Origin of the sequence: Paenibacillus ginsengarvi, from assembly GCF_003626695.1 — a bacterium.
Classification (GTDB): domain Bacteria; phylum Bacillota; class Bacilli; order Paenibacillales; family NBRC-103111; genus Paenibacillus_AB; species Paenibacillus_AB ginsengarvi.
Genome location: NZ_RBAH01000013.1, coordinates 177927 through 193418, shown reverse-complemented (window position 1 = coordinate 193418; position 15492 = coordinate 177927). Strand labels below are relative to the sequence as shown.

Below are 15492 nucleotides of genomic sequence, written 5' to 3'. Positions count from 1 at the left end.
AAGCTTAATACGTCTTGGCAGGGTTATATTTCGCAGCATCTTTTTCCATTTGGAAGGCGGTGCCGCTTCCGTTCCAACCGGCATCAACCGTCGTATCGATCGTGACCCATTGGTTATTTACATAAACTTCGTTCCAGGCGTGATAGGCGCTGACGTATTCCGTCGTTCCCATGATAAGCTTGGCCGGAATATCTATACCTCTCAGCATACCGGCAAACAATGCTGCGTAGCCGTAGCAAATGTCTGTTTTGGCCGCGAGCGTGCGGTCGATATCCGGTATATAATCGGCGGGTACATTTGCAGCCAGCGCTTCGTCGTATTGAATGTTGTTGATGATATATTCGTAGATGGCTTGTACTTTTTCCCGATCGGTTGCCAGCGTAGCTGTCAATTCCTTCGCTTTTTTTACGGCTTCATTCGCAGCCGTAAAATTTACATTTTGGATTGGGTTCAGATACACTTTCGTGCTGTCCGCGACTTCGAGCTTGACGGTTGCTTCTTGCACGATCTTGTACTTGTTTCCTTCCATTTGCTCCAGAACCGTAACCGTATAATCGCCGTTGCCCATTTGCAGCGCGAATGTCTCTTCGCCTTTGTTCGGCAGCAGTGTGTACGTATATTTGTCTTGACCCTTCTCGATCATTAGCTTCGTCTTGACGCCGGGCTTGACATCGTAGGCGACGCGGATGGCGCCGTTAGTTACACCGTCCAGATTAAGCCAATCGCCGACCGGAGCGGCTTGTATAGCAGGCGGATGGACCAGTAAAGCGAAAACGAGCGCTAAGGCAAGCAGCATATGGCGCATGCCCAAAACTCCCTTCGGTAGCCAGGCTGCCATCTGACAGGAATGTCAGGAAGGCCCTGTAGCTTTGCGTCCTTGCCTTTCGGCAAGTTTGCTATTATCGTTATAGAGTTTCATATGCATATCTGGTAGAATCGACAACCCGGAAACAAGCACAAAAAAAGCATACCCGTTCGGTAGCTGGCTGCCATTGACCGAGGTCAAGAAGGCCCTGTAGCTTTGCGCCGCTGCCTTTCAGCAGGTTTGCCGTTATCGTGAATCAGCTTTCCTATTTGTATCATACCAAATTTGACGAACAAATCAATAGAAAGTCCGAAAAAGATGAAGTTTGTCGAAAACAAAGAAAAGCTTCCTGCCGAAGCTTTTCCATGGGTCTTAAAACGGGAGCTGGAACAAATCATCCGTTTCGATCCGATACGTCCGTTCATCAATGAGTACGGCATCGGGACGTTTTCTCGCGAGCCACTCCTCGCTGAACGGTTTGTAATATCTCGCTTCGAATACATACGGCGCCCGCAGCCGGTCAAACGGCGGAATCCGCTCCATACGGCGGACGGCCCGCGCCGCTCCTTCGCGGATACGCTCGACCGATTCGTCTAAGCTCAAATGGTCGGCGCTTTCCAGTCCTTTGCCGTACTTGGTGACGACCGTTTCGATTTCGGGTACGAACAGTTTCGCCTCCAGAGCGGCCTTGTCGTCCCCGGCCAAAAAGATCGTCGGAACCGACCACACCCCCGCTTGCAAGGCATGCGTGGCGAACTCGCCGACAAATACGCCGTTCAGCCGGTAATACATCACTTCGACCGAGGAATACGTATGGCACAGCGGAGCGTCGATCGTGCCCGCCATCGCGTGCTGCCCGACGAACAGCAGCGCCGAGTAGCCGTCCAGCCTATGATGGGGACGCCGTCCTTCCTTCGTATCGAGATAGCTGCAGTTTACGAGATCTTCCGGAAACAAGCCCCCGCTGCCGTGGCCGTCCAGCACATCCACGACCGCCTCCGGGTAAACGGAACGGATCCCTTCGACACAGCCGTTCACTTCCCTCGCTAGTTGCTTCATGGAAGCTTGTTTGGCAAGCACATCGTTCGTGCGGGTTTGGGTAAACGAATCGGTTCCGGCGACACCCTCCAAATCGGTAATGATGAAAAATTTCATCCCTGTTCCTCCTGAATAGGTAATCGAGCAAAACTCCTACTCTAACGCGCAATCAGCAAGTTTCGTTCTCGTTCTCATAGTAGTGCATCCCCCGAGTGAAGACAACGTCATCATGTTGTCCATAAATGAATGGCTAAAAGCCCGGGTTCTCCGGGCTTTTCAGCGTGTTGGGCTCTGCAGCTGCCGCCAACGATGCGAATTCGTTTACGAACGGGTGAGAAGTCCTGCGTAAAGCTGGGCCATCAGGCCCATTCCCATCTGCGACAAGACACGATAGCCGCCGCGCTGCAGCTCCACTCCGCCGGCATTGTGCTGGGCGACGCCGGAGAGGATACCGTCCGGCGTCAAATACGGCCGCAGGGAGGCCAAACTTTCGGCCGCCGCATCCAGATGGCGCTGCGCCAGCAGTCCATGACCGGCTCCGAGCGCCAGCGCGGCGGCGATGCCGGACGAGCCAGACGTGTCGATTCCCGTTTGCGGCTCGTCCAGAAAGCACGACCATAGACCGGACGACTGTCTCCAGCCGAGGGCAACGTCGGCGATTCGCACCAGTTCCTCCTCGATCGCCGCCATTTCGGGCAGCCCGGCGTGATCGGACTGCTTCAGCTCGATCCACGTTCTCGTCATGCCAAGCATGTACCAGGCAAAGGCTCGCGCCCAGCTGCGGAACGTGCGCTCTCCCGTCCGCTGCGCGTACCTCAAATATACGTGTGGGCCGACTGCGAGCGTATCCCGGCGAAGCAACATCTGACGTACGGCCTGCTCCGCCAAGTCGCCTCGCTTTTCCCGTGAAGCAATAACGGCAAGGGGATACGCAACTGTGTACATCCCTTCCGCCGTGACAGTTTGGCCGTCGGTAATCGCTCCGGCGCCTCCGTCCGACTTCGCCGTCCAATACGCCAGCGCGCGCTCCACGACCGGATGGTCCGGCCGGTATTTGGCGATGACGGCGAGCGGGAGCGTCGCCTCGATCGTTGTAAACGAGTCGTCCGCAGCGCGGCCGTGAAGATCTTCATAATGTAGGCGGCCATCCGCTGCGACATATTGAGCGAGGTGATCATCCAGCGCCGGATCGATCTTCACAGCGCCCAGGACCGGACGAAGCGCGTACAGTCCGTCCAGCACGCAGCCTTCGAGCCAGCCGAAAGGCTGCAGAGACGAAAGCGAAACGAAACTGTCCAGAAAACGCTCCATAAGGTCCGTCTCAGCATTAGCATCCGCGCCGGCAACCAGATGCGGGGCAAACAGCCGAAGTTTCACCTCGCCCCCCAACTCGTCGAAAATCCACAGCGGCAACTCGCCGCCGCAGCGCCGCAGCACGACACCTTCGCACAGCGCCGCTTCCGCTTGTTCGCTCGTTAGCGGCAGTTCGAATAGTTGGAAAACGTAGGCGAACCGGATATCAAAGCAGCCCAGCAAAGCGCCCGACTCGGCCAGACGCGCCTCCACGAGCTGGGCATCGCGGTAGTCGAGCGCGACCGACAGGCGCAGGCGGCAGTCCGTGCCTGCCGGAAGCTTTTGAGGGCGAGTATCGTCCGCTGGCCACGTCAGGCGCACGCCCGCAGCTTGGTCGAGCGGCACCGCCGTCCAGCCGCTCGGCAATCTTTTGCCATCCGGTACGTTTATGCTCGCTTTGTCATCCATCCGCGCCGGGTAATGGATTACTGTATCGATAGAACTCCCTCCCTAGTAACCTTGTCCCGCCTGCCGATAGGTGAAAGACGGCAGGCTGGGGACACTATCTACTATTTTATTCCTATTCTGATAGAGTGCCATAAAGAATACTCCGATTTGTTTAACGATTATTGGTTAGGTGTGTCTGGATAGGCTTTGGAGCGAAAAGCAGAAAAAGTCCCGTATCTTCCCAATGTCCGCTAAGATTCGGCAATTCTTGTCTAGTAATTCTTATGCAATAGAAGCTATGTGCAAGTGCGATCGCCGCGCGTTATCGATAAGGAGCATTCCTATGTTTGGTCGTCAGCAGCCAATACTTTTGCTATACCACGAACTTAAACTTTCTTAATCGTTAAAAAAAACTGTTCCGTAAGCAGATCCCTCTGCCGCGAAACAGCCTTTTTTGAACGTCATCCTGCACTCCATGCAACCATTCATTACGGGCCAGCCCGGAGTAAAAATACTTTCCCGGCAAATGCACTGGCATTCCGTTGCCGGAAGGAGCAGCTAGTATTGTTTGGCTCCCCGCTCCCTTCGGGCCTGGGGCAATCTTTTCATGTATCGCTCCTGTTCGCGCACAAACCCGAATTGCTCGTACAACCCGTGCGCGTCCTTCGTTCCCAGAACGCCCGTCATCCATTCGAACTGCGGATCGTTTGTAATGACTTCGATCAGTTTTTTGGAAATTCCCTGGCCCCGGTACGGCTCCAATACAAACACATCGCACAAATAATACATCGTTGCTCCATCGGTGACGATTCTCGCGAAACCGATCATGCGCTCTCCGTCGTAAACGCTGTAACAAATCGAGTTTTGGATTGATAGTTGTATCGTTTCCGGGGACCTCCGGCTGGCCCAGTAACTGTTTGCCAAAAAATCGATGACGGTCTGGACGTTAACTTTCGATCGATCGTCGCTAATGACATACTGCTTATACGTCATTTCCATGAGTCAACCTCCGCATCTTTTTACAAAGACCAAACAACCTTCCCTTCCGGCTCCAGAAATTTGACACGCGCATTGAAGAACGCTCCTCGTTGAATCGCTCTCGCCATTATTTCTTTATAATACTCGGGAACGGACGCATGAGACGGCAGCTCGTCCAACTCCACCCAATAAGGGATATGCTTGTGAGGCTCCTTAACAAGCAGCTCACCGTTCACCTCATCCGTCACGAAATAGAAAGTAACGGTATGCGCGCCGTCTCTGCGGGACATGGAAGTTTCCACACCTGTCATCTGCGGATTGCGGACGATCAGCCCCGTTTCCTCATCCATTTCTCTTATGCACGCCTGCTCCAGTGTCTCCTGAAATTCCACGCCCCCGCCGGGTGGCGTCAGTTGATTGTAGGTGACATAAGAGGGCACCAGCTTTTTCATCAATACGATTTTCCCATCCCGAATACAAATGCAAGTTACTCTAACTCGAATGGACATTCAAACCGGCTCCCTTCCTCTGGATCGCCCTCTTCAGGGGAAAACGGGTCGCCGCCGTCAGGACCGGCATCGCCTTGTTCCACCTTTGGTCAGAGGGCCGAATACTCTCCGCCGGAATTTGCACCGCGCCTGTACGCCGGTTGCCGCGGCATCATAGGGCCACCCCTCCGCCGAAACTGGTTGAAAAGATCGTATTCGGTTTGCTCTATCATACGGAATTTTCCTTAATTTTACAACCGGTGATTTGGGCCAGAAAATGTGGCCGAAAGTGTTCAAAAGAACACTACCATCCACCACCGCGAAACACTCGCGGAACTGGACGGCTCCATCGAACACCGGGCTCGCCTTCTGCCAACCAGCATCAAAAAAAGGCACCTTGGCGGATAGCTCCGCAAAGGTACCTTCATTTTTATTCGGCGTCAAGGCGCCGGATCGCCTCCGCGCCGGGCAATGCCCGGACATCGTCCATGCCGATGACCAGATGAATGTTGTTCATCGTCCGCAGCGAGCCGGAGACGATTCCCGCCACCCGGCCGAACCGGTCGAGAACCGGCCCGCCCGACATGCCGCTTGCGATCTGGGCCGAGGTCAAGATCCGGCTGCGCCCGTTAATTTCGGCGCTCGGACTGTTCACGATCCCTTCGGTAATGATCGGCGTGTTCGCCATCGGATAACCGATCGCAAACACTTTCTCTCCGTACAACACCGCCGTCTGACGAACCGGCACATAGTCGTAGCCTTCCCCGTTCCCGCCGGGCAGTGCCGGCAGCCGGATCAGCGCCGCGTCGGTCAGTTCGTCGTAGCCGACCACCTCGATCGGGCTTACGACGCGGCCGTCGCGAAGCGTTCCTTCGATACGCTCCGCCTCCTTGACCACATGGTAGGCAGTTGCCGCAAGCCCCTCCGGGGAGAGTATCACGCCGCTTCCCGTCGCCTTGAGCGAGCCGTCTTCCCATAAAATCCGGATGTACAGGACGGTCTGCCCGCTTTTCGCATAAATGTCCTCTGCATTGTAAACGACGGGTGTGTCCGCCCGAGCGTTCATCCAGACGGCTGTGCCGGATACCAGACAAATGAGGATGCATAATGCCGCTGCCGCGATTTTTCGTTTCATCGGCTGTTCCCTACCGCCTTTCCGAGTATCGAGGTTTTACTCCGCCGCCGCCATAATGTCCTGGAACGCCCAATGATCTGGGGTCAGGTCGCCGAATACGGCCGGCGCGTCCTGCTTCTTCTTGCCGATAATCCGGTTGATGATGACAACCGCCTGAGCCCGCGTAATTTCGCCGTCCGGCTGGAACGTGCCGTCCGGGAAGCCTTCCACATAACCCGCTTTCGTGAAGGCGTTAATGTACCATTCGGCCCAATGTCCGTCTACATCTGTCAGCACCGTATTCCCGCGAGTATTCGCATCCAGTCTCAGCACCCGGGACATCATAACGACGAACTCGGCGCGGGTCAATCCGCGGTCTCCGCCGAACGTGCCGTCCGGATACCCTTCGATAATACCCGCCGACGTAAAGAAGGCTACCCGGTCCTTCGCCTCTTCCTTCACTTCCGCCAGCAGATTGTCTACACTGACGTCCTCCTTGTCCAGCAAGGAAGACAGCGCCTCGATCAGCTCGTAGCGGGTAATGGCCGCATCCGGCCGGAATTCCTTACTGCCGCTACCTGCGCCGATATACTTCACATCCGCCGCGTCTTTCTTGATATCGAATTTCGCGTTCTCGACCTTGTACTCGATCGTGATGAGGCGATCATCTTTATCGGTTATCGCCTTGATCGTCATATTGCCTGTGATGACGATATCGCCTTCCTTGTACACCTTGCTGTTTTTGGTCGGCGTGCTGCCGTCGGTCGTGTAATAGATCACTTGACCCGCCGGAGCCTTCAGCTTCAAAATGCTGTTTTTCGCCACTTGGAGCGGTTCCTTGACTCCGACGGCATTTTTACCGCTGCCGATAGAAGCTTCAATCGCAGGTGGAGAAATGAAAGCTCCTCCCCCGCCGCCTACAAAGGCGAACCGCTTCGTCCAAGTCCCGCTCATCACCGGGCTATCCTCCCTATCTTCGGCAACCGCGATCGCCTTGATCGTCGTTGTCGCCGTAAGCGTAATCGGCGCCGTATATCGCGTGGAGTAGACGCTTGGCTCGCTTCCGTCCAGCGTGTAGTAGATGATTGCCGAAGGTTCGGCGGCCGAAAGCGTAACAGCGACGTTTTCGTTAAATGTAGCGCCCGCTGGAGTCGCCTCCGGCATCGAGGCCGTTTCCGTGTACTTAAGCGCCGGCGTATTGACCGCGATGACGCGGCTCTCGTTTCCGGCTTGGACCGTCAGCAGGGCGCGCTCGCCTTTCTTCACAGTTCCCGTCAAAACACCCGCAGCGCTACGGGTTAACGTCGCTCCCGCATCCGCTTGCCACTGAAGCGAAGCGTCCGAGGTAAGCGTAAAGCTTGTGCCGACCCGGCTCATCCAATCTTTCTCGTTCAGGATGACGGCTGCAGTGCTCAGCTTGGACGCGTTCGAGCGGCCAAATGCCTTGAGCGCCGGGTAATAGCCCTCGTACGCTTCCCAAATCCCGTTGTCGAACCCTTGAGGCAGTCCCTGCGTAAGCTGCTTGGCAGTCAAACCTGCTGCTCCGCTGCTTTCTGCGATTGCCTTCTTGCCGTCTGCGCCGTAATAAGCCACGTCGGCTTTCAGAGCTTGCTTGTTGTAGTAACTGTTCGTTATGACGGCCTCGGCCGCCTTCTGTCCGGCTATACCGCCGAAGAACGTCTTGCCCCGCTCGATCTTATCGTTAACGCCGGCGACGACTTCGCCATAGCCGAGCGAGCTGCCGATCGTGCCGGTCGCCGCATAACCTGCGATGCCGCCCGCCCTCGCGAGCGACCCTCCCGCGGCTTTCACGCTGCCGGAGGCGTACGCATGGCTGATCGTACCGCCGCTGATGCCTGCAATTCCGCCTGCTGTCGCGGAGTCGCCCTTGGCGGCAACATCCCCGTATGAGAACGACTGCTCCACAATTGCGCCCCGGCTCAGTTCGCCGACAATACCGCCTGCTGCGCCGCCCGCAGCGGTAACGGAAGCGTTAGCGGACGAACGCTCAATCGTACCGCCGTTGATACCGGCCAATCCGCCGATACCCGATTCGCCTTCTACGCGCAAATCTGCCGCCGTAACCGCGGTCAGCTTGCCTTTGTTCTCCCCGGCTGCGCCGCCGGCAGTGTCCCGGCCTTTCACTTGTCCGCCGATCCGAACGTCGCGGATAACGCCGTTCGCACCGTTAACGCCGGCAACGATGCCGACCTTCGATCCGGCCGATACGTACGCGCCTTCGAATTGAACGCCCGTAACAAGACCATTGTTTTCGGCCATAAAGCCTTGAGCTTCAGCCGTATCGCCTGCCACATGCTTGAAGCCTGTCAGCTTAAAGCCTTGACCGTCGAATTGTCCGCGGAAATCGGCAAACGGCGTCCAACGTTTACCCGCCAGATCGATATTCGCGCCAAGCGCGATTTTGCCGATCGACGGCTTTTCAGCAGCCGTTCTATGGAACAGGCTATAGTAAGCCGGTCCCGTGTCCGCATTGTACAGACGAACGACACTGGACAATTGCGATCCGTTCACGATCGTCCAATCGGCTGCGACCTGACTATTCAGGAAAGCCGCATCCAGATCGAAGTTCCAGCCGGCGAAGCCGCTGTACGTACTTGAAACGTCTTCCCGCACATTGCCGTTCGAAGCGCCCAGATTGTGTCCGATCGGGCCTAGCTCTGCCGTATTAGCGGACGAGAGCAATTTGCCGTCGCGGAAATTGTAGCCTACGAGCGCTCCCTTGTATACGTTAGCTGCGCTGACATTTACCGCAAGTTCCGCCGTTTTGGCGAAAACCCCATCCAGCGTGCCGTCGTTGTAACCGGCGAAACCGCCCGTATACGATCGGGTCGGATGATTGACGCCCGTCGTGCTGAGAATAGTCTGCGCCGCGTAAGCATGGCGGATCGTCGCCCGCCGCTCCACGGCGCCGGCGAAGCCGCCGCTGCCGGTATCGTAGCCGGTATTGACCACTTGACCGGTCGCATAAGCGTCCGCGATATCATACCGGTCTACAGAGCCGGCAAAGCCGCCCGCATACGAGCCGGTAATGCCTTTCGCCTCGACCGAACCTAATGCATACACCCGTTCCATCGTGCCGGTGCCGCTGCCTGCATCGCCCAGCAATCCGGCGAAGCCGCCGGCGTAAATCGTCGTATCCGCGTTATCGTCGGTTACCTTGACCGGCATCGCCGCGTACGCGTTCGTTACCTTCGTATTGTCGCCGCGTCCGATAAGGCCGCCGGCATGTACTGCCGGTACCGTTCCCGGCTTCGTTACGGCCCGTTCCACAACGATCGCTTGTCCGTCCGGAGATGCCGCCGACGTGTAATGAATTTGTCCGCCGGACGCCCGGCCGACAACGCCGCCGATATCGTATACGACGCTGGAATCGGCCCTGATGTTCTGAACCGGCTCCGAGCTGACGATGATGCCGCTGCTGGCCCCGGCTATGCCGCCCGCCGCCGCGATTTTAGCGCCGTGCACCGCCAAATCGACATTCGTCTTGGCATAATAAACGGAAGCCTGATTCAGTTTGCCGGCAATGCCGCCTACGTTCAGATCGGCGCCGCCGTCTCCCCCAGACGCGCTGAGTGCGTTTCCGCGCACTTTCGCTTCATAAATACCTGGATATAGCGGCGCCTTTCTGCCGAAATCAAACGCCTGATCCGGAGCGTTCGCCGTCATTACGCCGGCGATGCCGCCCAGGGAGCTGTCGCCCGACTTGGCTGCAAACGTGATGTCGGCTGCCGCCTCGACTTGATCCAGAATGGAATCCACTCCGTTGCCGATGATGCCGCCTGCGCTCACTTCTCCTCCTGCCGCACGCAGGGCTACCTCGGAAACCGCCTGATGCACGGCTGCACTGTGCAGCTTGCCTGTTATGCCGCCAAGCGTCGCTTCAGGACTTGTCTCAAGCGAAGCGATCGTCAGCTTGTCCGCTTTGACCTGCTCCATGTCGAAGCGGTTCGTACCGCTTCCCGTCTTGCTGCCGACGATACCGCCCAGCGTTCCGCTGCCCGTAAGCTGCTTGCCCGTTGCCGAGGCGGTAACCGCTACGTTTTTCAACCCGTTGCCCGCTTCGGATACGCCCGTCACACCGCCGACGATGGAGCCGGCGCCAGAAGCCGTTACCGTTCCCGTCGTATACGTCAGCGTTATGTCCTCGGTATTGCCCGAAACATGCCGGCCGATCAAACCGCCCGCCACGCTATTCGGACCATACGCCGTTATTGCAAAGTCTACTTCGCGGCCGAAGGAGCGGACGGAGCCCGTCTGCTTGCCGATCAAACCGCCGAGCGTCGCATTTTCGGCCGAGCTGTTCAACGTTACGCCTGCCGAGCGGAAGGTGAACAGGCTCGGATCAAGCGCCTGTCCGTTGTCTCCGATCAAGCCGCCCGCAACAGCGCCCGTGCCGGAAGCTTCCAGCATGCTGCCACTGTCCATCGTAACGTTCACAGCACGGAACGTCCCTGTGTTTTTCCCAATCAAACTGCCAACCGTGCCGCCGCTGATCTTGAGGTCTTTGGCGATCCGGATCGACACATTCGAAACCTGGCCTTTGTTATACCCGGCGAGTACCCCGGTATAGCCGGTCCCGGCTACGGACAGAGGCTCCAGAACGACACTGCCGACTTTCGCCTTCTCGCCGATAACCCCGAACAATCCGGAATAGCCGTAATCCGGCTGCAGCATGAGACCGTCGATCAGATGACCGCCGCCTTCGAAAACACCTTGGAACGGCGTGTTTTCCTCCTTGCCGATCGGCACCCATTGCCGCGACTGCATATGAATCGGATTCGCGATGCGAATCGTGCGGCCTTCAAAATCGAACCGGTCGGCGCCGGTTACGGTGCCGTTTACAAGCGCCGCCAACCCGGCCAGCTCCGCTTCCGTCTTGATGTCGTACGTAAACGCGTATTTGTCGCGCATGTACCAGGCGATGTTGGCGTTGACTTCGCCGCCGCCGACTGTGCCGCCGCCGGTATTGGCGGTCCGCTGAAGCTCGGGATACTTGTACTCCGCCTGCTCGGAGCCGTATTTCCACGTATTCGCGAAATCCCACCCGGACAAGGTTGGGAATGCCGTACGATCCATCAGCGTAGCCGCTTGCAGCGTGCTAAGCCGCGCATGCACCTGCAGCCAGCGATGATTGCCTTCCGCGAAGTCCGGCAAATCCTGGTTGATCGCTTGCGACTCATCCTTAATATAGTACGCCTTGTACAAAAGCTCCTTGCTCGCATTGTCGTAACGCCCGGCGAAACCGCCTGCGTATGCGCCGCTGCCAGCCTGCACGAGCGCTGCGGAATAAACGGTGTTCACCTGACCGTTCGTAATCCGGCCGAGCAAGCCGCCGACGTAAGAGCCGTCAGCCGCTGCCGCGACGACATTGCCGGCATAGGAATTGGAGATCGTTCCGCCCGCCTGTTCGCCGACGAGACCCCCGACGTTCGTATAGGCACCGTTTGCCGTCACTTTGGAGACGGAATGCGATTTATCGATCGTCCCTGTATTGCGGCCGGCAAGGCCTCCCAAATAGACCGATTGGCCGGAAGTGCCGCGAGCGTTGCCGACGACGTCAATATCGACATAGGACGCGATCACGCTACCTCGGTTGTCGCCGACAAAGCCGCCTCCGAGCGTGCCTTCCCCATCAATCGTGAGATTCGAATTGGAGTACGTATAGTATAAAGTGCCTGTTTCCGCGTTAACTCCGGCCAAACCGCCGACGATGCCGTCCTGGCCTTTGGAGGAAACCGGAATTTTGTCCGTAATGCTATTATTGGCGATCAGACTGCGGTTTTCGCCGACCATGCCGCCGGTGACGGAGCTCGGCGCGGCAACCTGTACCGAGCCGACGAAACGGCTATTCTGGATCGTACTGACCCCGGTAACCGGACTTGCCGCAGGATCGCCAGTCTGTTTGTCGTTCAGACCGATATATCCGCCGATCGTCGACCCGGCTGCCGTTGCGTTCGTCTTGATGTTCAGCACGTCCATAAACGTATTCGAGATGAACGCAGACGGTGAGCTTCGGTTGTATCCGGCCATTCCGCCTACTACCGACTGCGGTCCGTTTACGATCAAATTGACCGTTTTAGCGTTTATTTTATCAATCGAGGTTTGATCCTGGTAAGCGGCGATGCCGCCGACATAGGCCAAAGGCGAACTCGTGCTCGTCATAATCAGCACATTGTCGATATTCGTCAGAGCCGCATCTCCGAGCAGTTTGCCCTGCTCGCTCCGGCCTACAAGACCTCCAACCCCGTTCTCGGCCGCTTGAACCGTCATCGCGACATAGTTCGGTGCGGCTGCCTCCACACGCGGATTGACGATTTCCGTCATCTTCGCGGTACCTGCGATGCCTCCGAGCCAAGAGCCTACTCCGGTGGTGACGATCAAGTTCGCATCCTCCGAATGAACATGCGGCGAGACGATTTTGGCTGCCGCTCCCTGCGCCGCGGCTTCCGAACGGCCTGCGATACCGCCGGCTTCGACTGCCGACCCGCTTGTTGTAATCGTAACAACGGATGCGTAGCTCCCGGTCAAAATACCCCGGTTCGTTCCGGCGATACCGCCGATCCGGTTATCCGCTCCGCTGGAGACGATAGCGATTTGTTCCGCCGAGGCTCGCGGCGTATCTCCGCTATTTTCGCCGAAAGCGCCGCCGACGGAAGCCCCGCTGCCTGCCGCCGTAAACGTCAAGTTACTCGCAGAGAGCGCAAAACCCGCTGCGCCTAAACCGTCCGCGGCCGGCACCGTTCCGACAGCAACATCGTGAACGCCGGAAATACCGCCAACCCTCGCCTGCGCCCCTTGAATGGTAAAGATCATCTGATCGGTCGTAACATGTACGTTGCCCGACCGGTTATAACCGATCGCTCCGCCGACCTGGCTGTCCGACGCCAGCAGTTCGATATTCGTATGCTCCGCCTTGACCGGCGCACCCGCCTGGCCGACTTGCGCGTCGGCCGCCAGGGAGCCGGCGATCGAGCCGAGCGTGTAGCGGCTTCTGCCCGCTTGGGTAAGCAAGCCGATATTCGCTGCCCGGCTGTTCGTCAGCGACAACGCACCCGCGTTCGCGCCGACGATGCCGCCAGACGTGATCCGGTCTTCGCCGGTGGCCGCATCCCGAACCGTCGCATCCAGCTTGAGGCTGTAGCCGGTCGTAAACACAGCGTCTCCAGCCGTCGCTGCTGTTATCGCCCCTTTGGCTTTGCCGGCGATACCTCCGGATACGCCCCCGGCCGTTTGCAGCGTGATCGAGGTGAACTTGACACTTGCCGTATCGATCGTTCCGTCCAAGTAGCCGGCGATACCGCCGGCATTCCCGTCAGTAAGGATAGGCGCGAACGCCGTCTCCGTATTCCCCGCGGCAGCTTGCCGGATGAGGCCGCCGTCCACATAGCCGGCAATGCCGCCTGTGTAGGTTTCGTTCCCGCCTCCGGTCGACCGGAGGCTTCCGCTGAAGGCAACATTGCCGATGGCCGCGCTGCCGTCGGTGCGGTTCACGTAATAACCGACGATCCCCCCGGTGCTCACAGTCCGGTCTGAAGCAGACGAGGTCGCTGTCACTGTAATTTCCTTTTGGTACGAGGCTCCGGTAATCGCCTTATCCGTTCCGTCCGCCGGAACGATGCCGATAAAGCCACCGGTATACAAACGATTGTCCCCGTTTACGCGGATATCGGCCGAGCTGATTACATTGGTTGCCGGTTGTCCGGACGTTCTGGCATACGCCTTATTCCCCACGATGCCGCCCGTGTACAGTCCCGTTCCGCCGTTTACGGTAATCTCGCCGCTATTGACGTACGCCTGGTCCGCCGCGCTGTCCAGCAGCACCCGCTTGCCCGCGTACCCGATAAGGCCGCCCGTGTAGGCCTCGCCCGGCTTCTGCGTTCCGGCGCCGACCGTAATCGCCGCGCCGTTCTTGGCCGTATCCGCAAACGTCGCATTGCCGCTGACTTTTCCGATCAAGCCGCCGGTAAACGTTTGGTTTTGTCCGCTGGCCGTGATGACAAGACTGTTCTGATACGGCTTGCTCCATACGAACGCACTGTTAATATTGCCCGCTAAAATGCCTGTGTGTACATTAGCTCCGCCGTGATTCGTGACCGGCGCAGAGTTTACGAACGCTGCCGCAAACAGCGGGTTCGATTGCTCCGCATCGATCGAGCCGATCAAGGCCGCCGCATAAGACTGCTCGGCCGAAGCCGCCTGAATCGTAACGGCTCCGCCGTTCGAGGTCGCGTCCGAGAAATTGACGTCCGCTCCCGCGCGACCGACGATGCCGCCCGCATAAGCGATCCGGCCGCCCGTAATCTGGACCGCTCCGTTATTGACGATCGGGGTTGCATCATCGGCCATCCTCAGCCATCCGGCCGCATGTCCGGCAATACCCGCCGCATGAATGGCGCCGCTGCCGCCCGTTGCCTGGATCGCAGCCTGATTCGCCACCTTTTTCACAACAAGCCCCTGATTCAGCCCGTAGCCGACGATGCCGCCGCTCTCGATATTGGGGCCTCTGGTCGTAATTGCCGCGAAATTGTTCGAGTTCGAAACGCTTCCTTCGCCGGCTCCGACGATGCCGCCCGCATAAATATGCTTGACGACGAAATCCGCCTTCACCGGAATGCGGTTCGTGACGTTATACACAATACTGCTGTTCACCATCTTGCCGACGGCCGCGCCTGCATACGCTTCGGTCGTATCCGGCACCGGTACGAGATGCCACGCCTGCCCGTACGTCTGCGAATAAACGGATTGCATCACATAAATAATGCCCGTGGTGTTGGACGATCCGATATCGATACTGCCGCTGCTCATAAATTCGAAGCCGCCCACCGTGCCCTGGTCCATATAACCGACGAGCCCGGCATACGTCAGATTGCCGGACAGCTTCATGCCGATGATCTTGAATACGCCCTGATTGGCGGCGATCAGTGTGCCGCGAAACGGATTCCGCTCGTCGCCGATCGGCACCCATTCATAGGCGGACAAGTCGAGATCGCGGTCCACCACCAAAATTTTATTGCGAAAGCCGTCGACGGTTCCTTCGTTGACCAGCTTGGCCACGCCCGCCAGCTTCGCCGGCGAATCGATCGTAACGGTTACGTCGTTCGGGTTGTACCAGTTGTAAAGCGCATGGTCGGTCCATTTGTCCGTATCCGCGTTCACCTTTATGGCGCCGACCGTTCCGAGCACCGCCAGCAGTATAGCGACAAGAGCGATCCCCAGCATCGCTCTCGCTTTATGCTTTCTTACCATTTGCACACCGCCTTCTTGATTTCGCAAACACATAGGAAAACGACAAAAGGCATGGCGCCCGC

Annotated in this window: 7 protein-coding genes and 2 riboswitches; all 7 genes read right to left on the bottom strand. The window is 57.9% G+C overall.

All coding sequences use genetic code 11. The features are described from left to right. Nucleotides 1-4 precede the first annotated feature (4 nt). A complete protein-coding gene (locus D7M11_RS18825; protein WP_240041197.1) occupies nucleotides 5-838 on the bottom strand; it encodes a transglutaminase-like domain-containing protein in 834 nt (277 codons plus the stop codon). Beyond that, a riboswitch (cyclic di-GMP riboswitch) is annotated at nucleotides 819-908 on the bottom strand. (Overlaps the previous gene by 20 nt.) 66 nt (nucleotides 909-974) lie before the next feature. Next, nucleotides 975-1060: riboswitch (cyclic di-GMP riboswitch) on the bottom strand. Nucleotides 1061-1177: 117 nt separating this feature from the next. Continuing rightward, the gene (locus tag D7M11_RS18820) at nucleotides 1178-1960 is read right to left on the bottom strand and encodes a M55 family metallopeptidase (RefSeq protein WP_120748784.1); all 783 of its coding nucleotides are present in this window, start codon (nucleotides 1958-1960) and stop codon (nucleotides 1178-1180) included. Between the two features lie 204 nt (nucleotides 1961-2164). Beyond that, nucleotides 2165-3604: a glycoside hydrolase family 88 protein gene (locus tag D7M11_RS18815; protein ID WP_120748783.1), complete on the bottom strand. Its 1440-nt coding sequence runs from the start codon at nucleotides 3602-3604 to the stop codon at nucleotides 2165-2167. 537 nt (nucleotides 3605-4141) lie between these two features. Next, nucleotides 4142-4582, bottom strand: a complete 441-nt coding sequence (locus D7M11_RS18810) for a GNAT family N-acetyltransferase (protein ID WP_120748782.1) — start codon at nucleotides 4580-4582, stop codon at nucleotides 4142-4144. Between the two features lie 20 nt (nucleotides 4583-4602). Beyond that, entirely contained in the window at nucleotides 4603-5070 is a 468-nt protein-coding gene (locus tag D7M11_RS18805) for an NUDIX hydrolase (protein ID WP_120748781.1), read from the bottom strand. 409 nt (nucleotides 5071-5479) lie between these two features. Further along, the gene (locus D7M11_RS18795) at nucleotides 5480-6184 is read right to left on the bottom strand and encodes a S1 family peptidase (protein ID WP_120748779.1); all 705 of its coding nucleotides are present in this window, start codon (nucleotides 6182-6184) and stop codon (nucleotides 5480-5482) included. Nucleotides 6185-6220: 36 nt separating this feature from the next. Further along, the gene (locus tag D7M11_RS18790) at nucleotides 6221-15430 is read right to left on the bottom strand and encodes a chitobiase/beta-hexosaminidase C-terminal domain-containing protein (protein WP_120748778.1); all 9210 of its coding nucleotides are present in this window, start codon (nucleotides 15428-15430) and stop codon (nucleotides 6221-6223) included. Nucleotides 15431-15492 lie beyond the last annotated feature (62 nt).